Source organism: Rhodococcus erythropolis R138, assembly GCF_000696675.2.
Lineage (GTDB): Bacteria > Actinomycetota > Actinomycetes > Mycobacteriales > Mycobacteriaceae > Rhodococcus_F > Rhodococcus_F erythropolis.
The window spans coordinates 241,978-268,796 of the sequence record NZ_CP007255.1; the positions used below are offsets into that span (position 1 = coordinate 241,978).

Sequence of the window (26,819 nt, forward strand, 5' to 3'; positions counted from 1 at the left end):
GAACGGATATTTACCAAGCAAGAATTGTGATGCCGCTCACCCGTCGAGTAGCTTTTGGACAAGTGGTGCGTACAGCGCAACCACTTCGTCCTGGGTGCCGGTGGCATGGCCGGCCATCATCCGTCGGCGCATGATCGCCACTCCGACCACCATCGACATCGCCAGTTCCGCGCGCAATCTCGCGTCGGGGCCGGACAGGCGAGCGGCGAGGGTGTCGATCATCTGCGTCGAATAGTTCTCGCGCAGCTTGCGGTTGCTCTCTTCACTGACGCCACTCATGAACAACAAGCTCATGGACAGCGGCTTGTACGACTCCAGCGGCTTGGTGAACAGCGAGACCATGCGCTCGCCGAGCGAGTCGTTCGGGGCGTCGAAGACCGTGACCGCCGCTGCCCGGAAGTCGACCAACTCGTCGTACAACTGCTCTTTGGAACCGAAGTACTTGATGATCAGCGGAGCGCTGACGCCTGCGTCTTCGGCGATGTCCTTGAGCGTGATTTCGCGGTACGGCCGAGTCGCGAATGCTTTCCCGGCCGACGCGATGATCTGCGCACGCGTCTGCTCGGACGTACGACGCACCTGCTGACCTTGCTCCGTGCCGCTCATCAAGCGTTCCGCGACAATTCACGACGGCCGGACAGTGCCCGACCCAGCGTCAACTCGTCTGCGAATTCGAGATCGCCACCCATCGGAAGACCCGAGGCCAAGCGAGACACCGTCAGCCCCGGAATGTCTCGCATCATGCGAACGAGATAGGTAGCTGTCGCCTCACCCTCCGTGTTGGGGTCGGTGGCGATGATGACCTCGGACACGTCGACGCCGTCCTCCTGATTTGCGATGCGAGCCAACAACTCCCGGATACGCAACTGGTCAGGCCCGATCCCCGAGAGCGGATTGAGCGCACCGCCGAGCACGTGGTAGCGACCCTTGAACTCACGGGTGCGTTCGACGGCCTGGACGTCCTTCGGTTCCTCCACGACGCAGATCACCGTGCGATCGCGACGTGCGTCGGCGCAGATGCGGCACTTCTCCTGATCGGACACAGTTCCGCACACCGTGCAGAACTGAACGCCGTCACGGATGCGCTGCAATGCATTTTTCAAACGGTCGATCTCGGGAGGCTCCACGGAGAGCAGGTGAAAAGCGATGCGTTGAGCGCTCTTCGGCCCGACTCCGGGAAGCTTCCCGAGTTCGTCGATCAGATCCTGAACCGGACCTTCGTACACGCGTTCTCGTTTCTAGAAGCCGGGGAGACCGGGAAGGCCTCCGCCGAGTCCGCCGGCCAACGGGCCGAGCTTCTCAGCAGCGACTTCCTGTGCTTTGCGCGAAGCGTCCTCGATCGCGCCGATCACCAGATCCTGCAGCGTCTCGACGTCTTCGGGGTCGACGACCTTGGGATCGATCTGCAGACCGACAACCTCGCCGGTGCCCTTGACCGTGGCGACAACCAGTCCGCCACCGGCCTGACCGGTCACTTCGGCCTGAGCCATTTCCTGCTGCGCCGCCATCAATTGCTGCTGCATCTGCTGAGCCTGAGCCAACAGAGCAGACATGTCGGGTGCTCCACCTGGTTGCACGAGCGGTCCTTTCTACAGAGTTATCCCCACCAGCGTAGTCGGTGCGCGCTACCGTGAGCGGGTGCGCCGGAACCAGTCAGACACCGTAAAACCGTCAGGTAGGTCAAACATGGCATCACGTGTGTTCCGCTCCACTGCCCTGATCGCCGTGGTCGGGGCTGGGCTTCTGAGCGCTGCGTGCACGATTCCGATCGAGACTGCCGAGGCCACGACTTCGGTCGAGGTGTCTCCGCTGAGCACTGTCGCCGCTGACGTCCCCGCTGCGCTCACCGGCAAGGTCGTCTTCCTCGATCCCGGGCACAGCGGGGCGAACGACGACAGCATCAACACCCAGGTCCCCACGGGCCGCGGCGGCACCAAGAACTGCCAGACCACCGGCACCAACACCGATGCCGGGTTCCCCGAGCACACCTTCAACTGGGAAGTCGCGAGCCTGGTCAAGAGCGAGCTCGAAGGCCAAGGCGCAACTGTCGTCCTGAGTCGACTCGATGACGTCAGCGTCGGATCATGCGTCGACGCACGTGCCGAAGCTGCCAATTCCTCCGGCGCCGACGTAGTGGTGAGCATTCACGCGGACGGCGCAGCAGCGGGGGCCGAGGGCTTCCATGTCTGCTACTCCGCGCCCCCGCTGAACACGGTGCAGGCCGGCCCGTCCGTCGCCTTTGCCGAAACCATGCGCGACTCACTCGTCACCGCCGGGCTCACCCCGTCGACCTACATCGGTGACGGCGGGTTGGCGCCACGCGCCGATCTGACGGGTCTCAATCTGTCGCAGCGGCCGTCGATTCTGGTCGAACTCGGCAACATGCGAAATGCCGACGAGGCAGCGCGCATGACCAGCCCGGACGGTCAGCAGGAGTATGCAGCCGCCGTCACCAGCGGAGTCACGGCCTTCCTGACAACCCCCTGACCTGGCTTCTGTGGAGAAATTCCGCTTGTCCACAGGAAAGTCGGCACCGCCCCGCTAGCCAGCTCACCTGGATACGGTTCTGCCATGGGGCCGATACTTCAGGTAGATTTCGCTGCTCTGCAGCAACTTTCAGCTGATCTGTCTCGAATTGCGGATCAGATCTCGGGGATCGATTCCGCCGGCCCGATTTTCGAAGCCACGGCGGCCCTGAATTCGTCCGCTGTCGCGGCGGTGTCGACTGGGAATGCCGGCGTCATCGCCGACGCGTACCGGCACCTGGCTACGCAATTGGGACTCATGGCGTCGGGAACCGCTGCCGCAGCACGTCTGTACGACGCTGCCGAGGGCGAAGTGGTGTCCGAACTGCGCGGAGCCTACTGATGCAGCCCACCGTCTCTCAGCTTCGAACGTGGTCACCGGAGAAATTGCTCACAAGCGCTTCGGAACTGATCGACATCGACCGGCAGATCGAAGCTCTCGGCAATGACGCCGGACGCAGCATCGACGGCGTCCGCGAATTCTGGCAGGGACAAGCGTCGAGCGCGGCGGCAGTGCAGTGGTCTGGCGTCTCGCTTTCCTCGTCGCGGCTGTCGATTGCCGTTCGCGTAATTGCGGATCTGTATGGCGGAGCGGCCAATACGATCGGTGCGGCGCGAAAATCAGTTCTGGACCTGGTCGAGGAGGCGACTCTCGAACACGGCTTGACGGTGTCAGACAGTGGAGCTGTATCGGCACCTGAGACGAAGCAGCCCTGGAATCTGGCCGACGTCATGCAAGATTCCGAAAATGCCACGGCTGCACAGATTTTTCAGCAAAAGATCTCCGCTGCATTGACGGCACTCGACGACGAAGACAACCGGGCCGCGACTGCTCTGGGTGAGGCATTCCGGGAGATCGGATCACTCCTTGGTAATCAGACTGATCGCCTCAACCGCACTGTCGTCGACATCATCGATGGGAGGTCGACACTCCCCGGGACACCAACGGAGCTACACCGACTGTGGGAATCGCTCACTCCCAACGAGAAAGACGCGTTGGCGAGGTGGGATCCGTCCATCGGTAGCCGCGACGGCCTTCCCGCTCTAGACCGGGACTACTACAACCGGCGGTACCTCTCTGCGCTCGAGCAGTTGCCGGATCGAACGGTAGCTGCCGGATACACGGCCGTGCGCGGCGAACTTCGACCGGACACGTTCCTTCTCTCGGTCACGGATGGGCACGCCGTAGTGGCAGTCGGTAATCCCGATGCCGCCGACAACGTCGCAACACTGGTTCCCGGAACCGGCTCCGGGCTGTCGGGCGTCGGCGGAGATCTGCAACGAACCAAGGCCATGTACGACGCGGCGGTCGCGGCGGCGCCAACGGAAGCCACATCGGTGATCCTGTGGTCCGGATACGACGCTCCCCCAGGTATTCCCGATGCAGCCTCGGATCGGTACGCCAACTCCGCGGCGCCGAGGCTGGACAGCTTCCAGGACGGGTTACGAACCGCACATGACGGTCCGCCGTCGCACAACGTGGTGATCGGTCATTCCTACGGCAGCACCGTCGTCGGTGCTGCGACTACCCGTGGCGCTTCTCTCGACGTCGACGAACTGGTTTTTGTCGCAAGCCCGGGCGTCGATGTCGAGCGCGTGAACGAACTGAGCCTGGACGGCGTCGACTCGGACGAGGTGGCGCGCCATGTTCATTCGACGACGGCCTTCTGGGATCCGGTCCAATTGATCCCCAAGATCCTCGGACTCCACGGGTTCGACCCGTCGGATCCGGAATTCGGCGCGCAGATATTCGCCGGATCACCCGGGGAGCCTGGGTTCGGAGTTCACAGCGACTACTGGGAAAGCGGAAACCCCGCACTCACCGAATTGGGGCGGATCATTACCGGCCCATGAAAGAAGGCGCCGTACCGGTGAAGGTACGACGCCATCTCGGTGATGCAGGATCAGTTAGACGAGTTCGCGCTTGAGGTTGTCCAGGACCTGGGCCTGGATGCGCTGCAGACCCTTCGGGGCGAACGTGCGCTCGAAGAATCCGCCGATACCGGTGGCACCCTGCCACTGGGTGAGCGTCGTCACCGTTGTTCCGGTGCCGTTGGGGGCAACGGTCCAGGTGGTGACGAGACTGGAGTTCGCGTCCTTCTCGGTGATGACGTTGCCGTCGACCGTCACGGTGGCCTTGACGTTGCGCGAGCGCTTTTCCGTCGCCTTCAGCGTCCACTGCGCGACGGTGCCGTCACCCTGGCCGCCTTCGACGACCTTGTAGTCGAGGTACTGCTCGGACAGGATTCGCGGGCGAACCGTCTCGTAGTCCGCGAGCGCCGCGAGCACCTTGTCGGGTGCTGCTGTGACGACTATCGAACTCATTGCATTGACCTGACCCATATGCCCTACGTCTCCTTGCTCGACCAACGCGGCTCGATACCGCGAATGACTACCCGAATCCGCACCTCGAACTGCGCAGATATTCCTTTCCATACTGCCTGCTGCGCCCGGGTATCTCGACCATCTACCCATTCCGTGTGAGCTGGTTCACCACTCGGAGCATTTACCGAGTTCGATTGCAACAACTCGATCAAATTCGGGCATTAATACCCCTCCGGATAGCTTGCACACGCAACTACCGATAGCGTCAGGGTGTGACTCTCTCGTTCAATGGGGTAGTTCAGAAGTTAGATCGAATCCGGACAAAGCAAGGCCCGGGTTCCGATGCTGCGCGTGAAATGGGGTTCGAGCAGCACAGAGAAGGCGTCGAACGCCTACTCGCGTCATACCGCGCCATTCCCGCCGATGCTTCTGTACGCCTGGCAAAGAAGACATCCAATCTGTTCCGCGCTCGCGCCAAGACGTCGGCCCCCGGCCTCGACGTCAGCGGTCTGGCAGGTGTCATCGCCGTCGATGCGCAGGCGCACACAGCCGACGTCGCCGGCATGTGCACCTACGAAGACCTCGTCGACGCGACGCTGCCCTACGGTCTGGCGCCACTGGTCGTACCTCAACTCAAGACCATCACCCTGGGCGGTGCGGTGACGGGCCTGGGCATCGAGTCCACCTCGTTCCGCAACGGCCTGCCACACGAGTCGGTGCTCGAAATCGACGTACTGACCGGGAGCGGCGAGATCATCACCGCAACGCCGGACGGCGAACACGCCGAACTGTTCTTCGGTTTCCCCAATTCCTACGGCACACTTGGCTATTCGACGCGATTGAAGATCGCACTCGAACCCGTCAAGAAGTACGTCGCCCTGCGTCACGTGCGCTTCGATTCGTTGAAGAAGCTCGAAGAAACGATGGATCGCATCGTCACCGAGCGCGAGTACGACGGTATCGCCGTCGACTATCTCGACGGGGTGGTCTTCACCGATTCCGAGAGCTACCTCACACTCGGCGTACAAACCGACGAGGAAGGCCCGGTCAGCGATTACACCGACCAGGACATCTTCTACCGGTCGATCCAGCATCCGTCACTCACACAGCCCAAGACGGATCGCTTGACCATTCGGGACTACCTGTGGCGCTGGGACACCGACTGGTTCTGGTGCTCACGGGCTTTCGGTGCACAGAACCCGAAGATTCGACGCTTCTGGCCCAAGCAGTACCTGCGCAGCAGCTTCTACTGGAAGCTGATCGCCCTCGACCACAAGTACGACATCGGAGATCGCCTCGAAAAGCGCAAGGGCAAGCCCCCGCGCGAACGCGTCGTCCAGGACGTCGAGGTACCCATCGAACGAACCGCGGACTTCGTCTCGTGGTTCCTCGAGGAAATTCCGATCGAACCACTGTGGTTGTGCCCGTTGCGTCTTCGTGAGCCCAGCCCGGCCGCTGCCTCAGCTTCTCGGCCGTGGCCCCTCTATCCCCTCGAACCCAAGCGCACCTACGTCAACATCGGCTTCTGGTCTTCGGTGCCGATCGTTCCCGGCGAGCGCGAGGGGGCAGCAAATCGACTGATCGAAGAAAAGGTCAGCGATTTCGACGGACACAAATCGCTCTACTCCGACTCCTACTACTCGAAGGAAGACTTCGAGGAGCTGTACTACGGCGGCGACCGGTACATCGGACTCAAGGAACGCTACGACCCGAAATCCCGTTTATTGGATCTATTCTCTAAGGCGGTGCAACGTAAATGACCACGTTCAAAGACTCCAAAAGCCAGGACAAGCTCTCTATTGCCGAGATTCTCGAGACGCTTTCCGACGGCATGCTGCCGCTTCGATTCACCGCGTACGACGGCAGCACCGCCGGCCCCGAAGACGCCGACTACGGACTGCACCTCAAGTCGACTCGCGGAACCACTTATCTCGCAACGGCGCCCGGCGATCTCGGCATGGCCCGCGCGTACGTCTCCGGTGATCTCGAAGCCGAGGGTGTTCACCCCGGTGATCCGTACGAGATCCTGCGCATCATGGGTGACGAACTCCACCTCAAGCGCCCGTCGGCACTGACACTCGCCAGCATCACCCGCTCACTTGGCTGGGATCTGTTGCGGCCCATCGCCCCGCCGCCCCAGGAACACCTTCCTCGCTGGCGTCGCGTCGCAGAAGGACTGCGTCACTCCAAGACTCGTGACGCCGAAGTCATCCATCACCATTACGACGTCTCCAACACCTTCTACGAGTACGTCCTCGGCCCGTCCATGACGTACACCTGTGCCGCCTACGACAATGCGGAACAGACGCTCGAAGAAGCCCAGGAGAACAAGTACCGCCTGGTGTTCGAGAAGCTCGGACTCCAGAAGGGTGATCGACTTCTCGACATCGGTTGCGGCTGGGGCTCGATGGTTCGCTACGCGGCCCGACGCGGCGTCAAGGTGATCGGCGTGACTCTCTCACGCGAGCAAGCGGATTGGGCACAGAAGGCCATCGAGGACGAGGGCCTCGCCGATCTCGCCCAGGTCCGTTTCTCCGACTACCGCGACGTGGCCGAAACCGGATTCGACGCAGTGTCCTCCATCGGCCTGACCGAGCACATCGGCGTCGGAAACTACCCGGCGTACTTCGAGTTCCTCAAGGGCAAGCTGCGTGAAGGTGGGCGTCTGCTCAACCACTGCATCACCCGTCCGGACAACCGAAGCAGTGCCAAGGCAGGCGGATTCATCGACCGGTACGTCTTCCCCGACGGGGAGCTCACCGGTTCGGGTCGCATCATCTCCGAGATCCAGAACGTCGGTCTCGAGGTGCGCCACGAGGAGAACCTGCGCGAGCACTACGCACTGACGCTCGCCGGATGGTGCCAGAACCTCGTCGACAACTGGGACGCCTGCGTCGCCGAGGTCGGCGAGGGAACCGCACGCGTCTGGGGCCTGTACATGGCCGGCTCACGACTCGGGTTCGAGCGCAACGTCGTTCAGCTGCACCAGGTTCTGGCCGTCAAGCTCGACCCCAAGGGCGAGGCGCATGTGCCGCTTCGCCCGTGGTGGAAGGCCTAGGGGCAAAGCCCCTGTGCGCCTTTTTGGTAGTCGGCACTACCAAAAAGGCGCACAGGTGCCGCAGGCACCCGACTGCGTCCTCACCCAGCCTCCGCGCCGCAAGACCGTCTCCACTTCATGTGCAACCTGGCACGGAGTCTTCATCACCTCGTCGAATCCGTAGACCAACCGCGGACGACCTGCCAGTTCTGCCGCGTTGTCACGACGGCGATCACGGAATGCCACCTCGGCCATGGAATGCGCCCACCGACCGTCGAGACGCACGATCAGCGGCACACCCACCTCGCTGTAATCGCAATCCTCGTACAGCGTGCGGCCGTCGACGCGGACCGGTGACTGGCGTCTGGCCGACGGCAACCCGTGCGCCTGCTCCACGTCGACCGCATAGTGGTATTCGAGCGTTGACTGCACCCCGTCTGCCAGGAGTCGTACCGCATCGGAAAGCGCACCCTTGAATCGATGTGGTGTTCGTTCGTCAATCCGACGGCGCACATCGTTCAACGGAATTCGCGCATTTGTCACTGTGGTGATGAGTGAAACGTAGGCGCTTCGCGCTGTGGATTCGGCGGTCGCAAGATCAATCGCGGTATCAGCCCGCGACGTTCGAGGTATGACTGACGGCACGCCGATGTATCGGTGAGCTCGGGATCGGTGGACGACGACCCCGGGGTGAACCACGCCGCCCACTCTGACAAGTGCACCCGACGTTCGCGCTGGAACTCGGCGGATTGTCGCGGACTGACAGCGAGCGGACTTGCCGTAGGGCACCGTGACATGGACTGGCTTGTCTGCGTCGATGCGACGCATTCCCCATTCCTCAGCTGCAGTGTCGTGGCTCAGAATCGCTTGCGGGCCACCGTAGAGCCAAGCGGCGTTCAGGATCATTTCTCTGGTGAGCGGGCCAGCGGTCACTGCATATACACCTTGTAGAACACGCTGCCATTCGCCGCGGTCCAGAAAGTTCCGTAGCATCCCTCGGTTGTATCCGAATGACGAGAGTTGCTGTTGCCGTACCAGACCGGATTGCGCATCGAGAATCCGGAGAAACTCGCTTCCACCATGAGACGTAGTCATGGCACCAAGCGTCAGGCCGAACTCCGACAGGACTGACGTGAAATTCGCTGTCGGAGTTCGTCTGTGGATAACGCACAAGCTGGGGATAAACCCCTGTGCGCCTTTTTGGTAGCCGTAACTACCAAAAAGGCGCACGGGGGCTATGCCCCTAGCGAAGCCGGCGGGGTGAACCGCGGGCCGTACTGCGCAGCGAGTTCCTTTGCGCGAGCGACGAAGCCGGCCGTGCCGCCCTCGTATCCGACGATGAACTGGTGAACGCCACCGGTCCAGGCCGGGAATCCGATGCCCATGATGGAGCCGATGTTGGCGTCCGCCGTGGTGATCAGGACGTTCTCGTCGAAGCACTTCTGCGTCTCGATCGCCTCGATGAACAGCATGCGGTCGATGAGGTCCTGGATCGGAGCATCGGAGGTTCCGGAGTTGAAGTTCTCGCGGAGTCCGGACCACAGGCCGGTGCGCTTGCCCTCGGCGTAATCGTAGAAGCCGGCTCCACCGAGCTTGCCCTTACGATCGAACTTCTCGACGAGGGTGTTGATGACCTCGCCGGCCGGATCTGCCGGCAGTTCCTTGCCCTCGGCCTTGGCGGCGTCGGCAGATTCCTTGCGGATCTTCTGCATGAGGGTGAGGTTGAGCTCATCCGAAAGCTGAAGCGGCGCAGCCGGGTAACCGGCCTGCATACCGGCCTGCTCGATGGTGGCAGGCTCGACGCCCTCGGCAAGCATGCCGATGGCCTCGTTGATGAAGGTTCCGATGACACGCGAGGTGAAGAAGCCACGCGAGTCGTTGACCACGATCGGCGTCTTGCGGATCGCCTGGACATAGTCGAACACGCGAGCCAGAGTCTCGTCGGAGGTCTTCTCACCGCGGATGATCTCCACCAGCGGCATCTTGTCGACGGGCGAGAAGAAGTGGATGCCGATGAAGTCTTCCTGACGCTTCACGCCGGTGGCGAGACCCGTGATGGGCAGCGTCGAGGTGTTCGAGCCCAGCAGTGCCTTGGGATCGACGATGTCCTCGATCTCCTGGAACACCTTGTGCTTGAGTTCCTGGCTCTCGAAGACCGCTTCGATGACGAAGTCGACGCCGGCGAAATCTGCCGGGTCAGCCGTCGGGGTGATCTTGGCGAGGAGTGCGTCGGACTTCTCCTGCGTGGTCTTGCCGCGCGAGAGTGCCTTGGCCTCAATGCCTTCGGCGTACGCCTTGCCCTTGTTGGCAGCCTCGATGCTGACGTCCTTGAGGACGACGTCGAAGCCGGCCTTCGCGGAGACGTACGCGATGCCCGCGCCCATCATGCCCGCGCCGAGGACGCCGACCTTCTTGATGGTGGACTTCTCGATGCCTGCCGGACGTGAACCGCCGCCGTTGATCGACTGCAGGTCGAAGAAGAACGCCTGAATCATGTTCTTCGCGACGCGGCCGGTCACCAGCGAGGTGAAGTAGCGAGCCTCGATGAGGAGCGCGTTGTCGATGTCGACCTGCGAGCCTTCGACGGCTGCGGCCATGATGGCGCGCGGAGCCGGCATCGGAGCACCCTTGAGCTGCTTACGCAGGTTCGCGGGGAACGCCGGAAGGTTGGCAGCGAATGCCGGGGTGGACGGGGTTCCGCCAGGGATCTTGTAGCCCTTGACATCCCACGGCTGAACGCCGCCTTCGGGGTTGGCCTTGATCCATGCCTTCGCAGCCGGAACCAGTTCTTCTACCGAGCCGACGACCTCGTCGATGAGGCCGACTTCCTTGGCCTGAACGGGTCCACGCTGCTGCCCCTGGAGCAGGACGCCCATGAGCGCGTTCTGCAGACCGAGCATCCGCACGGTGCGCACGACGCCGCCGCCGCCGGGCAGCAGGCCGAGGGTGACCTCGGGCAGGCCGATCTTGACGCCCTTGACGTCTGCCGCGATGCGGTGGTGGGTCGCGAGAGCGATCTCGAGGCCGCCGCCGAGCGCCGCGCCGTTGATGGCGGCGACTACCGGCTTGCCGAGAGTTTCGAGGCGACGCAGGTCTGCCTTGATCTCGACGCTGTGGTTGTAGATCTCCTCGGCCTGCTCGGGGCCGACCTTGATCATGTTCTTGAGGTCGCCACCGGCGAAGAAGGTCTTCTTGCCTGAGGTGATGACGGCACCGGTGATGGAGTCCTTCTCGGCGACCAGGCGGTCGACGGTGGCCTTCATCGACGCGATGTACGCGTCGTTCATGGTGTTTGCGCCCTGGTTGGGATCGTTGATGGTGAGCACGACGATGCCGTCGGCGTCCTGGTCCCAGTTGATGATGTTCTGATCAGTCACTTTGCTTGACTCCTGGTAAGCCTCGTTGGAAGGACGGACGCCGCGTCAGACGCGCTCGATGATGGTGGCAACGCCCATACCGCCGCCGATGCACAGGGTGATGAGGGCGCGCTTGCCGCCACGACGCTCGAGCTCGTCGACCATCGTTCCGGTGATCATCGCGCCGGTTGCACCGAGCGGGTGACCCATGGCGATCGCGCCACCGTTGACGTTGAGCTTCTCGTCCGGGATGTTCAGGTCCTTCTGGAACTTCAGGACGACGGAAGCGAATGCCTCGTTGATCTCGAAGAGGTCGATGTCGTCGACCGTCAGGCCGGCAGCTGCCAGAACCTTCTTCGACGCCGGCGTCGGGCCGGTGAGCATGATGGTGGAGTCGGCGCCGCTGGTGGCGGTGGCGACGACGCGAGCGCGCGGCGTCAGACCCATGTCCTTGCCGGCCTGCTCGCTACCGACGAGCACGAGGGCAGCGCCGTCGACGATTCCCGAGCTGTTGCCGCCGTGGTGAACGTGGTTGATCTTCTCGACCCAGTGGTACTTCTGCAGCGATACGGCGTCGAATCCGCCGATTTCACCGATCACACCGAACGCGGAAGCCAGGCCGGCAAGGTTCTCGGCCGTGGTGCCCGGACGCATGTGCTCGTCGTTGTCGAGGATGGTGATGCCGTTGATGTCCTTGACCGGCACTACCGACTTGGCGAAGTATCCGCCGGTCCACGCCTTGGCGGCGAGGTCCTGCGAGCGCACGGCGTATGCATCGACGTCGTCACGCGAGAAGCCCTCGATGGTGGCGATGAGGTCTGCGCCGACGCCCTGCGGCACGAAGTAGTTGTCGTAGTTGGTGGCGGGGTCGAGCGCCCACGGTCCACCGTCGGATCCCATCGGAACGCGGGACATCGACTCGACGCCACCGGCGATCACCAGTTCGTCCCAGCCGGACCGAACCTTCTGAGCTGCCATGTTGACGGCTTCGAGGCCGGAAGCGCAGAAACGGTTGAGCTGAACGCCGCCGACGGTGTCCGGCAGTCCCGCATCGTTGACTGCAACGCGGGCGATGTCCATTCCCTGATCGCCAACGGGGGTGACGACGCCCAGGATGAGGTCGGAGATCCGATCCTCGTCGAGGTCGGGAAAGCGCACGCGCAGTTCCTGGATCAGACCCGTGACCAGCGAGATCGGCTTGACCGAGTGCAACGACCCGGTCTTCTTGCCGCGGCCTCGCGGGGTACGGATGGCTTCATAAATGAATGCCTCTGTGGTCACTGTGAGGTGTTCCTTCCGTGTAATTCGTCGAACCGGTCTGCAGATCGTCCGCGCCGCCTTCGGTGGTGGCGCATGGCCGAGGTACAGACCTCAGCCCTTTCACTGTAGAACGTGTTCCAAATTCATGGGAAGGACCGAAGCGATCCTGCTAGGTGACCGAGGTGATCCGGTGCGCGAACGCCTGCCCGCTTCGGTTCATTTCGAGAGCGCCCCCGGAAGCACTCACGGCACGATGCGATACGGCAACATCATGTCGTGATCTTCGTGATCGAGTAGATGGCAATGCCACACGTATCCCTGGAGCCGACCGGTGTTACTCGCGTCGTGGTTGCTCATGCCGTGGTTACTCATACCGTGGTGCCCGTTTCCCTGATGCGCCTGATCACCGCCCGTCATCCCACCGCCCATCATCACAGCGCTCGGAAGACGATCGAACATCGCGTCGGGATCGAAACCCAGCTCATCCTCGGTGGGGAATCGCACGATGATCCGGGTGACAGTGCCGCCGTCCACCCTGACGGTGTCCTTCATCCCCGCTTCCCACGGCGCCGGCGCGATCATCGGCCCCGCCTCGAACCCGTCGGGCGACGGAGTCCACTTGTTGCCGATCACCGGCTGCGGATGGCGGATCAAGTACTCCAGCGTCCGCATCGGTGTCCTGCCGAGAATCCGGAAATTCACCAGGTGCAGGTGTATCGGATGCGGGTCCGGCGTGGTGTTGACGATGTTCCACTGCTCGACGGTGCCTTGCCGCGGCCTCTCGACGTCCGTGGTGCTGAACGTCAGGTTGTTCAGCGTCATCTGAGCCGGTGGATTCCGCAGTTCCAGTTGCTGGCTCACTGTCACCGTGCGAATTACCGTCGGCTGCTCCAACGGGGCGAGAACGTCACGTTGTCGGCGCCCACCGCGCAGTTGCGACGGAACACCACCGGTGAATCCGCGCCTGGAGTCGCCGCGGAACCGGCAGAACAGCGGCATCGTCACTTCACCGATGACAGCGGCGGGTAGCGGGGGCGCCTCGTCGTTGCGAAGCTCCACCGTCGAACCCTCCGACAGTCCGGTGAAATCGACGAGGAGGTCGTACCGCTCCCCCGGTGCGCAGCGGAAGGCATTGACCGCGACGGGTGCGTCGAGCATTCCGGCGTCGTTGCCGATGACCCAGAACGTCATCATGTTCGAGAAGTGAAGATTCCACACACTTGCCGACGACGCATTGACGATGCGGAAGCGGTAAAGGCCCCGAGCCACAGACAGTTCCGGCCACACCTTGCCGTTGACCAAGCCAACGTCGCCCACCGCGCCGCCTTCCCACGATCCTTCCGGGATCAAGATGGTGGATCGGCCGTTCTGGGCGCCTGTCGGCGTGAAGATCTTCTCCTGCAGGATCAACGGGATCTCGAATTCCTCGGCCGGCAACCCCAACGGATTTCCCAGTTTGCCGGTGTCGAATTCATCCCTGATCAGATAGTTGCCGATCAGACCGGCGTAGACGTTGAGCCGGGTGATGCCCATCGCGTGATCGTGATACCAGAGGTGGGCGGCTTCCTGACCGTGCGAAAAGTGATGCATCGCAGCCTGTCCCGGCATCACCAGCAGTTCCGGGTGGCCGTCGCTCTCAGGTGAAGTGACTCCACCGTGCAAGTGCAACGACGTCGGCGGGTTCGCACGAAAGTCGGCCTGCATTCCGTGCAGCGTCATATCCATGTCCGCTGCCAACGGATGTCCGGTCAGATCGTTCTCGAACGTCAACATGATCGGCTCGCCGGAATGCGCCTCGACGGTCGGGCCCAGATAACCGCCACCGATCTCTCCGCTGCGGTACGACAGTGCCGGGGACGATGGAAAGTCCCGATGAAAGGCATGTTGCCCCACTTGCGCTGTCAGCGTGATCTCGTTTCCGGAAAGCGTCGACAACGAGGGTAGTTGGTCACAAAACGGCTCGAACTCCGGCGAATGAAAAATCAACGGCGACTCGATGTCCGCGCTCCCGGTTGGAACAGCACTTGCCTTTGTACCCAATGCAACCGCCACCGTGCCGACTGCCGACCCCTTCAGAACCGACCTTCTCGAAACCCCGATACCCATACATACCCCTCCCCATCGAAACGGGTTGCGTTCTCCGGCAAGGAAAACGCAACCCGTCTCTCCACTTCGATCTCGGAAAATCCCCCGTCTACTTTCCGTCGATCGCCTCCAGCACCGAATCGATCAGTGACTGCGGAAGTTTCGACGGCGGAGAGATTTCCAGTTCTCCCGGAGCGCCCGGCATCGTCCAGACAGTTCTGTGCCGAGCGATCGCGAGCTTCTCCCGTGATCCGTCCTGATTGACCTTGAAGTACTCGAACTCGAGGTCGATCCCCCTCTCGTAGAGGGCAGTCAAGGACATCGTGACCAGGACGTCGTCGAACGGCATGACCTCGCGCAGATGCTCAACTCTGGTGTGCACACAACGCAGTTCCCCGAGAGCGCCTCTGGCCGCCATGGCCTCACGCTGAGAACGGGCGAGGAACTTGTCCCGAACCCTCGACTGCCAGATGTAATAGTTACCGAAGTAGATGTTGCCCACGACGTTTCCGTCCTGCATCGTCGTCGAGAACACCTCGGATTCGAGCAGGTACGGATTGCGCGGCACCATCGGAGCCGAGCGGATCAAGGAACCACGATCGACGTCCTTCGGTTGTGTGGGGACAGCGACGTTCTTCGCCCCCGTCGGAATCGTCATCGGCTCGATGAAATCGTGGAAGTACTGCGGCATCGGCCGTGCCGCCACCACACCGTGGGAGAGGATTTCCACCCACGTCGTCTGCATCGCACTCCACCCGATGTGAGTGCGCGTCTCGCCGTCGACCCGGCACCATTCGACATGCAGATTGGTGGTTGCCCGATCCGGACCGGTGAGCTCGGTGATCCAGATCGTCCCCTCGACAATGTCGTCGGTGTACAGGTTCGCATCGATGAACACCTCGGAGTTGTTGGTCACCATGCCCCAACGGCCCGTCGCCATGTCCTCCACGATCTGCTTCGAGATCGGTCCGGTTCCCCTCTCTCGCAAAGCGCCCAACCACAGCGCGAAGCTCGCGAACCCCACTGATCCACCGACGTTGCACGCGTCCCGGAACCCGACGGGGAACCGGATCGACACCGCCGGATAGCCGCTCCGGGCCACCACATGCACGTCGGAGCCGTAGGCCATCGGATCGAACTGCGCGAGAGACTTCGCCGACAACGGGCCGGAGTCGAACTGTGGTGCCGGGCCCTGCGCCGGTTCTTCCGCATCCGCCTCGTCCGAAACACGCTCTTCGGCATCCGCCTCATCGGTCACAAAAGCGAGAATCCGCTCCTCGTTGTCCGTCAACAGAGCCGGAAAAGTCAGAACCACCACGCTTCCCTCGACGCCGCCGCGGAAGGTCACTGCGTCGTCCTCCCTGGCGCCCATCGCCAGAGAAACCGACATCTGCCCTGTGGCCTTTCGGATCGCCTCGGCCGCCGCCCACAGCCTGGTTCCCGCACGATCGAGTGATTCGCCGCCTGCGATCAACTCGTCGAGCAGCGGAATCCGCGCCGAACCCAGAAGCGCCTTCCACTGCACGACGGTTCGGGAGCGAATCGGTTCGATGTCACACCCCTGAGGCCAGTCGCCGGCCGAACTGAGTGACTTGCTGCCGTCGTGCGAGAGCGAGACATCCACAGAGGGCGGAATATCACCGACAACGACGGGCTTTCCGGTTTCCTGCCATTCGATGGCAAAGGCATTACTCATTTGATCACCACATCCTCATCGAGATGAATGTTCACGGCCGCCTCGGCGATCGGTTTCTCCTGCTCGTGGCGTTCCGACTTGGTCAACTCGTGAATCCCCGGGGTGTGCGCGACCACAACCCGCGGGCTCTTCACTCCCAACGCCCGGCTGTGTTGCGCGAGCTTGTCGAGAATGATCTGTGCGTCGCGCGCAGTCGGATCCGCGATTTCCTCAGCCGTAGGACGGCTTTCGTCGTGGGAGAGAATCTGGGAGCGATATCCCTCGAGCTGCATCACCACTCGTCCGTCCTTCACCACCGCCACGTCAGCTTGCATGTGGGTCTCTGTCTGCACCTTGTCGTAGGCGTACGCGGTGAACGAACGAGCCTCGAATCGTCCGTCGTACATGTCGATTCGCGCAATGTTGACCGGAAGGCAGATCTCCCGCGGAACCATGATCTGGCCCGATTGGAGCAGGGAATCGAGGAAATACGGATCACCGAGGAGGTGCTGCTTACGGTCGGCTCGCGAAATAGCACTGAAGAGAATGTGCTCGGAATCGAGGCTCGAGATCTCTTCGAGTCGGCGGAAATCGCCCTCCTGGAACAGCAACCACGAGTAGAGGTCGTCCAACGGATCGATGTCGAGCACCGGTCGCGGCAACTCCTTCTCGAACTCCGGCAGTGATTCGTCCAGCCCGAAGATGAAGTCGGCCGAGAAATGGGGCCGCCCGTACCCGGTCCGTTCGGTGCCGATCGTGACATGCACCCGCGTTCCTGCGGCATCACGATCCTGCTCCACGACGCTTGCCTTGATCTCGACTCTGGTGCCCTCGACCGTGTCGACGACGATCGGTCGATCCAGTTTGATGTCGTCGATGCGGACGCGACCCAGGGTCACGCGTCCCGTGACATACGCCGCCGCCTGCGACATCGCCTCGAGTCCGAACACCGTCGGAAGCAGCGCCGATCCCTTCCAGACATGATCGAGGACAAAGGGATCCGCCGAGGTGGACAACGTCGTCCGGGTCACCAGTTCTACTTGAGGCTCGAATGTCACCACTTGGTCGATGTAGCGCGACACCGCCGGCAGAGCCGGTGCTGCAGGCGCCCAGGTGTCGAGACCGCCGAGTCGACTGGTCACGACGATACGACTCGCCTCGGGTCCGCTGTCGACCAGGCGAAGGAAATGATCCACTCCCGCAGCCGTCGAAATCGGCATGACACCCATCTTCGCGAGGTGGTTGACACTGCCCATGCGGGCGCCCATTCCGGTCTCTCCCCACACGCTGTACGCGAGCGAGAACGTCCGAGTCTTCGGGTGCCCGGCGGCATACCGCACCACCATTTCGTCGAGAAGCTCGTTTCCGTATGCATACCAGCTGTTTCCGGGCATACCTGTGAATCCGATGATGGAAGAGAAGCCCACGAACAGCTTCAAGTCACGATCAGCGAGCGCTTCGACGAAGTTGGCTGCGCCCAGGACCTTAGGTGCAACCTCCTTGAAAGCCGCAGCGCTGTCGACTCTCTCGAACCGCCGCGGAACATTTGCCCCCGCACCGTGGACAAACCCGGTGATCGGCCCCACCTCGACCTCGATCTGGGCGACGACGCCGGCCACCGCCGCGGCATCCGTGACGTTGCAGCGATAGTAGTGAGCGCTCAAACCGGCAGACGTGAAGTCCGCAAGAGTGGAGGCGATTTCGTCGCCCGCTTGTCGCTGAGAGCTTCCGATCAGCACCAGTTCGGCGCCGGTCTTTCGACCGAGGGCCAGAGCACATTGGGCCATGATGCCTTTCGCGCCACCGGTCACGACCACGACATCCGAACTTCCCAATCCGCTTTCGCGGACGGTGTAGTCGTTGGAGGCGAGAACCCGCGGTTGCAGTGCCGTGCGTCCCATCTCGGCGTCGTAAGTCGCGAACACATAGGGTGCAACCGAATCCAACTCGGAGACGACAGTGGCTGCTACCTCCGCGTCCGCAGTCGAGCCGTCGAATCCTATGACGCGCACATCCAGTTCGGGACGCTCGTGATGCACCGAAGCGGTGAAAGCCGCCACACTCGGCACCGGCGCTGGATTGCTCAACTCGACATCGGTGAACTGAACCACTGCCAATGTGGTTCGCGCGCCTCCACTTTGCTGCGCCGGAACTATCTTGTACATGTGTTCGATCCCACGGCGCAAGCCGCTTTCGGTGACGGAATCATCGGTCACGCGCGGCATTACGGCAACCACGTGGTGTGCATTCGCAGTAGTGCTGTCGGAGAATGTGCGAATGTCGACCTGAGCGCCACGACCTCGAAGTTCGGATTCCAACCTTCCGACCAAACCGGCGTCGTCACCGATGACGACAAACGTCGTGTCCGTGAGGTCTCGGACTCCGTGCAACGCTGTCTCGCTCCGAACCTTTTCCAGGGTGTAATCGCGAACCCAGGTGAAGCTGTCGGCTGATATACCCTTTGCCTTCGCCGGCAGCGCCCGCGCAGCCGGCTGCTGCTGCCCCGACTTCTCCTTCGCGGACCGATCGAGCACTTCGATCAGTTCACCCAGGCTGACGTTGACGAGTTCGGCCGGATCCAGGTCACCCTGAACACCCAATCGTGTTGCCACCGTCGCGATTGCATCGGCGGCCTTGATCGAGTCCATGTTCAGGTCGTCCAGAAGGTGGAGATCGACGTCGAGAGACTCCACCGGAAATCCGGTGTCCTCCGCGATTACCTCGAGCAGTATTCGCGACACGTCCGACTGCGCCGAACTCGCTGCTGGAACGGCAGAACCGGGATGCGGTGATGCCGCAAGGATCAGCGATGCTGCTTCTCCGATGGTGGCGTTGGCCAACTCGGCAGGGTCGAGGTCGACAACCTCGAACTGATGTGCAACCTTCGAAATAGCCTCTGCCGCACTGATCGAGTCGAGATTCAGATCATCGAGCAGACGCAGATCCGTCGTGATCGACTCGGCGGGGAATCCCGTCGTATCGGCGAGGATCCTGATCAGCTCACTTTCCACGGACCCAGCGCCCGCGACAGCCGGCTCTTCGACTACCGGAGCCGAAACCGGCGAAGGAGCTTTCGCTGCTACAGATTCGTGGCCGTTGGTGACTGCCCGCGAAGTCGGAGCAGATGGAACAGATGGAGAAGACGGAGAAGTCGCTCCACTGCCTACATCCGCGCGAATGACGTCGACGAGGAAGGTCCCGCGTCGGCTCAGGTAATCGGCCAGCGCCGCAGCCGGATCCCCGCCGGACGTACCAAGTGCGAGCGGTTCGGGAGCAGAGGTAACCGTCAGCTTCGCCTCGGCCAGGTTCTCGATGAATACCTTCTGATCGGCAGGAACGAATTCGCGCACGAACCGGCCGTCGAAAAGTTCGTTCCAGCGGACCTGAGCGCCGTGTACGTACATCGCGGCCAGTGCGACGTTGAAGTCCTCGTCGCGTCCGGACTTGGACGCAACGGGGAAGCAGCGCACGCCGTCGGTCCCATTGATCGCCTTGGTGAGCCCGGTCAGCACACGGCCGGGTCCGACCTCGACGAGCAGGTCCACTTCCTGCGAGATCCCACTTACCGTCTTGACCCAGTCAACCGGTGAGACAACCTGTTTGGTGACCAATTCGCGAAGTGCCAGTGGCGTCTGTACGCGTTCCCCTTCGACACAGGAATACACGGGGCAAGTCAACGAATCGACTTGCTCCTCAACGGGCGCAGTGGACTTCAGCTCCCGTTCGGCCTCGTTCATCATCTCGGAGTGGAAAGCATTCGACACGGCAAGCGCCTGAGCCGACACTCCGCGCGTCTTCGCGATGGCAACCACATCGTCGACCGCGTCTTTGGTACCCGAAACCACACTCTGCGTGGGCGTATTCAGATTCGCGACGGTCGCGTAACCCTTTGCCTCCGCGATGATCGCCTCAGCCGTCGATCGGTCGCAGGTCAGGCTCGCCATTGCGCCGTTTCCACCACCACTGACAGCCATGGCCGCGCCCTTCGCCGCAGCCAAGGTGATCAGCGTCTTCTGGTCGTAAGCTCCGGCCGCGTAGAGCGCAGTCAACTCCCCGAGACTGTGGCCGGCGACAGCACTGGGTGTGACACCCAATCGGCGGAGGTACTCGAACCAGAGCAGCGACGCCAAGGCGACGGCGGGCTGGGTGAACTGTGTCTGGGCGAGGTCCCGCTTCCACTTCGCCAATTCCGCAGCGTCAGCGCTCTTGACCGGGTTCCGCAGAATCCGCGGCGTGATCGCCTCCGCTCCAACTCCCTCCAACCAGCCGTCCGCCTTGGTCGCCAGTTCGCGCGCCCACTCGAAGCGCTCGATCAGCACGCGAGCCATCTCGAGTTGTTGGGATCCCTGTCCAGGGAACAGGAATCCGATGTCGTGGCGGACGCTGTTAGAGATCGAGATCTCGTTGCTCACCACCTTGACCTGGCCGGAAGCTGGAGCGGAGTTCTCGCAGATCACGGCAAGCTGACGCATGCGTTCGGCCAACTGCGCGGGACGTCCGGCCACCACTGCGGCACGGAAGGGCGCGGTCGGCGAGATCACTCGCGAGAGTTTCGCCGAAAAGTCCAGCAGCTCCGCAACACTCAACGGAACCGCCAGATCTGCAACATCCCGCGCTCGGGTCGCCAAGTCCACCGCGGAATCTGCAGAGAGTACAAATACCTCGGTGTCCTGATACGACGCCATCATCGTGCGGACGTCTTGCGAGGGTGTCAGCTTGCTGGACGGTGCATCAGCCGATTCGATCGCGACGTGGCAGTTGATACCGCCGAAACCCATGGCTTGCGCACCGGCACGCATCTTCTCCGACGGATCTCTGATCTCGCCGTTGACAAGCGGAAAGAGTGCCGGTGCTTCGGTTCCGAACGCCGGGTTCGGGTCGGTGCAACCGGCGAGCGGCGGAAGGATTCGTTGATTGACGGCCATGGTCGCCTTGATCAGCGCAAGGATGCCCGACGCCGCCTTCGTGTGCCCGATCAGCGACTTCAGTGAGGTCATGCCGATGCTACGAGCCTCGACTGGTCCGTCCGTCTGCGCGGCCTGCTGGACGCCGGCCAATTCGACAGGGTCCCCGACGGGAGTACCAGTTCCGTGTCCTTCGACAAAGGCAACCTCGCTGGCCGCGAATCCCGCTCCCGAGTATGCGCGACGGATCATTTCGGCCTGAGTTTCGGCGCGGGGCTTGGTAATTCCACCCTTGCCATCGGTAGAGATGCCCCAGCCGCGAATCGTCGCGTACACGTAGTCGCCGTCCGCCCTGGCGTCCTCGAGTCGTTTCAAGGCCACGAATCCGCAACCTTCACCCGGGATGAATCCGCTTCGGCTTGCGTCGTACACGTTCATGTCGCCGCGTGTCAGTGCACCCAAACGGGCGAATCCCACCAGTTCCAAAGGATCCAGGCTGACGTCGACTCCACCTGCCAATACGAAGTCGGCCGCGCCGGACGCCAGCTTTTCGGCTGCAGTCGCCACCGCGAGCATTCCGGACGCGCACGCACCGTCCACGACGTACCCGCCGCCGTTGAAGTCGAGGTAATTGCAGATACGGCCGGCGATCGTATTCGACAACATGCCGGCCAGAGTGTCTTCACTCGGCTCCACCAACGGGCCTTTGTAGACCTCTTCCATCGTCTCGGCGAGAGCATCGGCGACGGAACTGTCCAACTGGCGCGCTTCGGCTGCCACAGCGAGTGCGCGCTTGACGTAAGGCCAACGCAAACGCATCGACCACATCCGGGATTCTTCACCGGTGAGGGAGTTGCCGACGATTGCGGCGCTGCGTCCAGTTGGCACCGATCCTCGGCTGTAGCCCGCGTCCGTCAAAGCCCCGAGTGCTGTTTCCAGCGCCAACCAGTGTGTGAGATCTGTCGACTTGAAGGTTCGCTCCGGTATCCGGCGACCGACCCAGTCGAATTCGAAACCGTCCATGAACGCGCCGCGGTCGGCGTATGTCTTGTCGACGTCGTCAGGGCTCGCGCTCCAGTAGTCGTCGAGCGACATCCGCGACTCGGGAAACTTTCGGAATTGCATCCGTCGCGCGAGGACGTTCTCCCAAAATCCTTGCAGATCATGGGCACCGGGAGACCACATGCTCATCCCGACTATCGCGATCGCGGGATTAGTTGAATCTTCAGTCATCTTACACTTCCTATTTTCGCGCGCATCCACGGGAGACTCAATCGACCGAAGACTAACCACGCGTTCAGCCGTGTGTAAAACGCAGATTCACCTCAAGGCATAAACAAATAACAAAGGTCGTTCAGCTCCGTGAACATGTGTCAGCAATTTGACAGCAATCGATAGTTAGCTGTAACTCGGAGTTACTTATTTGCTTCGTCGCCGGTCAAGCAGTGGTTTGAACATCCGTACCGGACACCGGTTTCAAGGCCACCGTTTTCTCGAGATCGGCAAATGCTCAGTTGAGTGCGCACCGAAATGCCGCAATGCCGAATATGTGGCCAATTCGCCGAATGTCCCAAATTGGTCGATCACCGCAAAACAAACATCCGACAACTATCAATCTGAACATTCGTGGCACACCGAGAATTAGCAACAGCACGCGAATATCGATCAGACAACGAGAAATTCCAGATATTCTTCGGCGACCATCGTCCGAATCGATGTTTCGTTACACCGGAATTGAGCGAACGAATGTGCCAGCAAACCGGCCACACACAATTCAGCTTTGCCGGGCCGAGCCGGTGCCCTTTCGACACGTGCGCACACAAAAGGAACGGCACTTATAACAATTCGATCACACAGTGGTGCCGCGGCATTCCGACAGCCGTTTCACGCGCACGGACCGAGTCGGCAACTCAGCTTTCGAGGCGGCGTGCCCCGAGGACGTCCTTGAGGAGTTCCTTTGCAACGTCCTCGGGATCACGTCTGGCAGTCGGATCAGCGGGCTCAGCCGCCTCCGCGAACATCTCGTCCTCGTCCTCCGGCGTTGCAGGCGGAGGAGTTGCCTCGTAGTCGACCTCAGGAGCAGGGGCCGGTCCAGGGTCTTCCGGATAGTCGGGGGCCTCAGGCGGCGGAATGTCGTCCGAATCTCCGCGCTGGGGCTGCGGGGCCTTGGGCTGCTGCGCTGCACGCTCCTGACTGGGGCGCGAGAAGCGGGGCGCAGCGGCCGGGCGGCTCGCAGCTTCTGTCGCCTTGGGTGCGCTCGATGCTGCCGGCGCTGTGGGCGCACCTTCTTGGTACTCGACTTGCCAAGTGCCACCGAACATCTCGGCAAGGACCTCGCAGATGACCGCCGCGTTGTGCGGTTGCGTCACACGAGCACCCAGGACCGGCGAGCCGTGAGCGATGACCACAACATGTCCACGCACGTCGTGAACCGTCGCAGCGGACAGCATGGCCGGAAGAACCTTGTTTCGTTCACCGACCTTGTTGCGCAAGGTGTTCCACGATTCACGGAGGGTCTCGACTGTGGGGCCCGCCGAGACCGGCGCAGCTTCTGCAGCCGCCGGCTCCTCGTACTCGGGCTCGGGCTCGTAGTCGGGTTCCGGCTCGGCAAGGCCGATCAGCTCTTCCGCTTCGACCGGAGCAGGAGCCGGTGGTTCAACCACAGGAGCTTCAACTATTGGAGCTTCGGCAACCGGAGCTTCAACCACTGGTGCTTCAACCACCGGAGCTTCAACCACTGGAGCTTCCGCAACCGGCGGTTCCACGATCTCGACGGTGGGAGGCTCGACCACGGGAGCTGCCGCTACCGGAGGTTCGACGACAGGAGCCTCGACGACCGGAGCCTCGACGACCGGCGGCGCCGCCGGAGCCGGGGCGGCTGGTTCCGGCCGTGCCTCAGGCTCGGCCTTGCGTTGGGAGGGCCGTTGGAACTTGGAAGCAATCTCCGGTTCGAGCGGCGGCACAGTCGGTGCCGGCGTTGCTGCCGCGCGAGGGGCAGCGGCAGCCGCGACTCCGGCAGCCGGAAGACCTTGTTCCAGGCGCTCGAGCCGCTGCAACACAGCCGACTCGGTGTCGGAGGCCGAAGGAAGCAGCATTCTCGCGCACATCACTTCGAGCAGCAGCCGCGGCGCCGTCGCCCCACGCATTTCACTGAGACCAGCGTGGACGGTTTCGGCGAAACGGGTGAGCGTGGCCGGGCCGACTCGCTGAATCTGTTCACGCATCGTGACCAGCTCGGCCTCCGGCGCATCGACCAACCCTCGTTCGCTGGCATCGGAGACTGCCTGCATCAAAATGAGATCGCGTAGACGTTCGAGGAGATCGAGCGCGAATCGGCGTGGATCGTGACCGGCGTCCATCACCCGATCGACAGTGCCGAACAAGGCGGCTCCGTCACTGGCAGACAGGGCGTCTACTGCTTCGTCGATGAGCGCGACGTCGGTGACTCCGAGAAGAGAGAGCGCCCGCGGATACGTGACACCTTCTTCGCCGGCTCCCGCGAGCAACTGATCGAGGACACTCAACGAGTCGCGAGGCGAACCGCCGCCAGCCTTGATGACCAGGGGATAAACAGCAGGCTCGACCGGTACGCCTTCCTGGGCGCAGATCTTTTCCAGGAGTCCGCGCATGGTCGACGGCGCCAACAGGCGGAACGGGTAGTGGTGTGTACGAGAACGGATGGTCGGGAGAACCTTTTCCGGTTCCGTCGTCGCAAAGATGAAGATGAGGTGCTCCGGCGGCTCTTCGACGATCTTGAGCAGCGCGTTGAAGCCCGCCGCCGTCACCATGTGTGCCTCGTCGATGATGAAGACGCGGTAGCGAGAAGCGGCGGGGGCGTGGAACGCCTTGTCTCGGAGTTCTCGGGTGTCGTCGACGCCACCGTGACTTGCGGCGTCGAGTTCCGTCACGTCCAGGTTGCCTGTGCCGCCCGGGCCAAGCGAAACGCACGAGTCGCATACATCGCACGGCGTCGACGTCGGTCCCTGCTCACAGTTCAGCGAACGCGCCAGGATTCGCGCCGACGACGTCTTTCCACAGCCGCGCGGGCCGGAAAACAGATAGGCATGGTTGATGCGTCCGGTGTCGAGGGCCGTGCTGAGCGGTGCGGTGACATGCTCCTGCCCCACCACCTCGGCGAAGGACGCGGGTCGATACTTCCGGTACAGGGCCACGCGCAAAGACTACCGGCGACCCACGACAGGTGATCCGGTGCGGGTGCAACGCCGACTTCTCCCGAAACATGTTCGCAACACAATCGCAGTGCGGAGGAAACCGCACGCACCCATCGTGGGTTCCGTGCACGCGGGCTGGTCCGCATGCGTGAGGAGAAAACTGTGCCCGCCACCATCGATGCCGGAGCAACTGCCTGGTTGCTCGTCAGTACTGCACTCGTACTTCTGATGACGCCAGGACTCGCGCTCTTCTACGGCGGCATGGTCCGCTCGACCGGCGTGCTCAACATGATCATGATGAGCTTCGTCTCCATCGCACTCGTCACGGTCGCGTGGTTGTTCGTGGGCTACAGCCTCGTGTTCGGCGACGATCACGGTGGCATCATCGGCGGACTCGAACACATCGGCATGGCGGGCATCGACCCGTCGACCGTGCACGGGAATGTCCCGGAAGTGTTGTTCGCAACCTTCCAATTGACGTTCGCAATCCTTACTGCAGCACTCATCAGTGGTGCGATCGCCGACCGCGCGAAGTTCTCCGCCTGGATGATCTTCGTCCCCATCTGGTCCTTGCTCGTCTATGTCCCCGTCGCTCACTGGGTGTGGAATCCGCAGGGATGGCTCGCCCAGATGGGCGCACTCGACTACGCCGGTGGCCTCGTGGTCGAAATCGTGTCCGGAGCGTCAGGCCTGGCATTGGCACTGGTCCTCGGCCAGCGGATGGGTTTCAAGGCCGAGTCGATGCGTCCGCACAATCTGCCGTTCGTCCTGCTCGGCGTCGGTCTGCTCTGGTTCGGTTGGTTCGGATTCAACGCCGGGTCGGCCCTTGCGGCCGACGGTATGGCCTCGCAGATCTTCCTCAACACACTCGTCGCCGGCTGTACCGGACTACTCGGCTGGCTGTTCGTCGAGCAGAACCGTGACGGACACCCCACGACGTTCGGCGCAGCTTCGGGCGTCGTCGCCGGTCTGGTCGCGATCACCCCGTCGTGCGGAACGGTGAACATGTTCGGTGCGCTCGTCATCGGTCTGATCGCGGGCATCGTCTGCTCGTACGCCGTGGGATGGAAGCACAAGCTCGGCTACGACGACTCCCTCGACGTCGTCGGCGTGCACCTCGTCGGCGGAATCGTCGGCTCGTTGCTGATCGGACTCCTCGCGACGGCCGTGATGACGGGCGGTCCGGAAGGTTTGTTCTTCGGCGGTGGATTCGCGCAGCTGGGCAAGCAGTTCGTCGGTGTCGTCGTGGTCGCGCTCTATGCCTTCGGTGTGACCTACGGTCTCGGAAAGCTCATCGACAAGACCTTCGGCTTCCGTATTTCGCGTGAAGACGAGGCCCGCGGAATCGACGTTGCCCTGCACGCGGAGTCCGCCTACGAGCACGGAGTCCTCGGCCACGGTCCGATCGGCGGACAGAACCCGAGCCCGTTCCTCCAGCGTCAGCGTGAGGAACGGGAGAACCGCGAGCGGGACTGACCGC

17 protein-coding genes are annotated in these 26,819 nt (G+C 62.4%); 6 read left to right on the forward strand and 11 right to left on the reverse strand.

Going from position 1 to position 26,819, the window contains the following annotated elements:
- Window positions 1–36 precede the first annotated feature (36 nt).
- The 3 genes from H351_RS01105 to H351_RS01115 are packed head-to-tail and all read right to left on the reverse strand — an operon-like array spanning window position 37 to window position 1,577.
- Window positions 37–606: a TetR/AcrR family transcriptional regulator gene (locus H351_RS01105; protein WP_007731538.1), complete on the reverse strand. Its 570-nt coding sequence runs from the start codon at window positions 604–606 to the stop codon at window positions 37–39.
- A complete protein-coding gene (recR, locus tag H351_RS01110; RefSeq protein WP_003943917.1) occupies window positions 606–1,226 on the reverse strand; it encodes a recombination mediator RecR in 621 nt (206 codons plus the stop codon). The genes H351_RS01105 and recR overlap by 1 nt, the downstream gene beginning before the upstream one ends.
- 12 nt (window positions 1,227–1,238) lie before the next feature.
- Window positions 1,239–1,577: a YbaB/EbfC family nucleoid-associated protein gene (locus H351_RS01115; RefSeq protein ID WP_003943929.1), complete on the reverse strand. Its 339-nt coding sequence runs from the start codon at window positions 1,575–1,577 to the stop codon at window positions 1,239–1,241.
- 109 nt (window positions 1,578–1,686) lie between these two features.
- On the opposite strand from H351_RS01115, the gene H351_RS01120 reads away from it, so the two are divergent.
- From H351_RS01120 to H351_RS01130, 3 genes are all read left to right on the forward strand, one after another.
- Window positions 1,687–2,487 carry an Rv3717 family N-acetylmuramoyl-L-alanine amidase gene (locus tag H351_RS01120; protein ID WP_029254294.1) on the forward strand — a complete coding sequence of 267 codons (801 nt, stop codon included), beginning with the start codon at window positions 1,687–1,689 and terminating at the stop codon, window positions 2,485–2,487.
- 84 nt (window positions 2,488–2,571) lie between these two features.
- Window positions 2,572–2,868 carry a hypothetical protein gene (locus H351_RS01125; protein WP_029254293.1) on the forward strand — a complete coding sequence of 99 codons (297 nt, stop codon included), beginning with the start codon at window positions 2,572–2,574 and terminating at the stop codon, window positions 2,866–2,868.
- Window positions 2,868–4,379, forward strand: coding sequence for an alpha/beta hydrolase (locus H351_RS01130; RefSeq protein ID WP_029254292.1), 1,512 nt, complete (start codon window positions 2,868–2,870; stop codon window positions 4,377–4,379). Before H351_RS01125 ends, H351_RS01130 begins: the two co-directional genes overlap by 1 nt.
- 54 nt (window positions 4,380–4,433) lie before the next feature.
- Here the strand turns inward: H351_RS01130 and H351_RS01135 are convergent, their stop codons facing one another.
- Window positions 4,434–4,868 carry an SRPBCC family protein gene (locus H351_RS01135; protein WP_019746544.1) on the reverse strand — a complete coding sequence of 145 codons (435 nt, stop codon included), beginning with the start codon at window positions 4,866–4,868 and terminating at the stop codon, window positions 4,434–4,436.
- A gap of 338 nt (window positions 4,869–5,206) precedes the next feature.
- Between H351_RS01135 and H351_RS01140 the strand changes: the two genes are divergently transcribed.
- Window positions 5,207–6,610 (forward strand): FAD-binding oxidoreductase, encoded by a 1,404-nt coding sequence (locus tag H351_RS01140; protein WP_019746543.1) that lies wholly within the window; start codon window positions 5,207–5,209, stop codon window positions 6,608–6,610.
- The gene (locus H351_RS01145; protein ID WP_029254291.1) at window positions 6,607–7,908 is read left to right on the forward strand and encodes a class I SAM-dependent methyltransferase; all 1,302 of its coding nucleotides are present in this window, start codon (window positions 6,607–6,609) and stop codon (window positions 7,906–7,908) included. The genes H351_RS01140 and H351_RS01145 overlap by 4 nt, the downstream gene beginning before the upstream one ends.
- Before the next feature lie 36 nt (window positions 7,909–7,944).
- Here H351_RS01145 and H351_RS01150 read toward each other — a convergent pair whose 3' ends face one another.
- From H351_RS01150 to H351_RS01180, 7 genes are all read right to left on the reverse strand, one after another.
- Window positions 7,945–8,982 (reverse strand): type IV toxin-antitoxin system AbiEi family antitoxin domain-containing protein, encoded by a 1,038-nt coding sequence (locus H351_RS01150; RefSeq protein ID WP_024487818.1) that lies wholly within the window; start codon window positions 8,980–8,982, stop codon window positions 7,945–7,947.
- Between the two features lie 140 nt (window positions 8,983–9,122).
- The gene (locus H351_RS01155; protein WP_003943799.1) at window positions 9,123–11,264 is read right to left on the reverse strand and encodes a 3-hydroxyacyl-CoA dehydrogenase NAD-binding domain-containing protein; all 2,142 of its coding nucleotides are present in this window, start codon (window positions 11,262–11,264) and stop codon (window positions 9,123–9,125) included.
- Between the two features lie 45 nt (window positions 11,265–11,309).
- A complete protein-coding gene (locus H351_RS01160; RefSeq protein ID WP_003943886.1) occupies window positions 11,310–12,524 on the reverse strand; it encodes an acetyl-CoA C-acetyltransferase in 1,215 nt (404 codons plus the stop codon).
- A 222-nt stretch (window positions 12,525–12,746) separates the two neighbouring features.
- Window positions 12,747–14,609, reverse strand: a complete 1,863-nt coding sequence (locus H351_RS01165) for a multicopper oxidase domain-containing protein (protein ID WP_029254290.1) — start codon at window positions 14,607–14,609, stop codon at window positions 12,747–12,749.
- Window positions 14,610–14,697: 88 nt separating this feature from the next.
- Window positions 14,698–16,284, reverse strand: coding sequence for a hypothetical protein (locus H351_RS01170; RefSeq protein ID WP_021342624.1), 1,587 nt, complete (start codon window positions 16,282–16,284; stop codon window positions 14,698–14,700).
- The gene (locus H351_RS01175) at window positions 16,281–22,400 is read right to left on the reverse strand and encodes a type I polyketide synthase (protein ID WP_029254289.1); all 6,120 of its coding nucleotides are present in this window, start codon (window positions 22,398–22,400) and stop codon (window positions 16,281–16,283) included. The genes H351_RS01170 and H351_RS01175 overlap by 4 nt, the downstream gene beginning before the upstream one ends.
- Window positions 22,401–23,077: 677 nt before the next feature.
- A complete protein-coding gene (locus H351_RS01180; RefSeq protein WP_029254288.1) occupies window positions 23,078–25,339 on the reverse strand; it encodes a DNA polymerase III subunit gamma and tau in 2,262 nt (753 codons plus the stop codon).
- Window positions 25,340–25,501: 162 nt separating this feature from the next.
- Between H351_RS01180 and H351_RS01185 the strand changes: the two genes are divergently transcribed.
- Window positions 25,502–26,815, forward strand: coding sequence for an ammonium transporter (locus H351_RS01185; RefSeq protein ID WP_003943791.1), 1,314 nt, complete (start codon window positions 25,502–25,504; stop codon window positions 26,813–26,815).
- Window positions 26,816–26,819 lie beyond the last annotated feature (4 nt).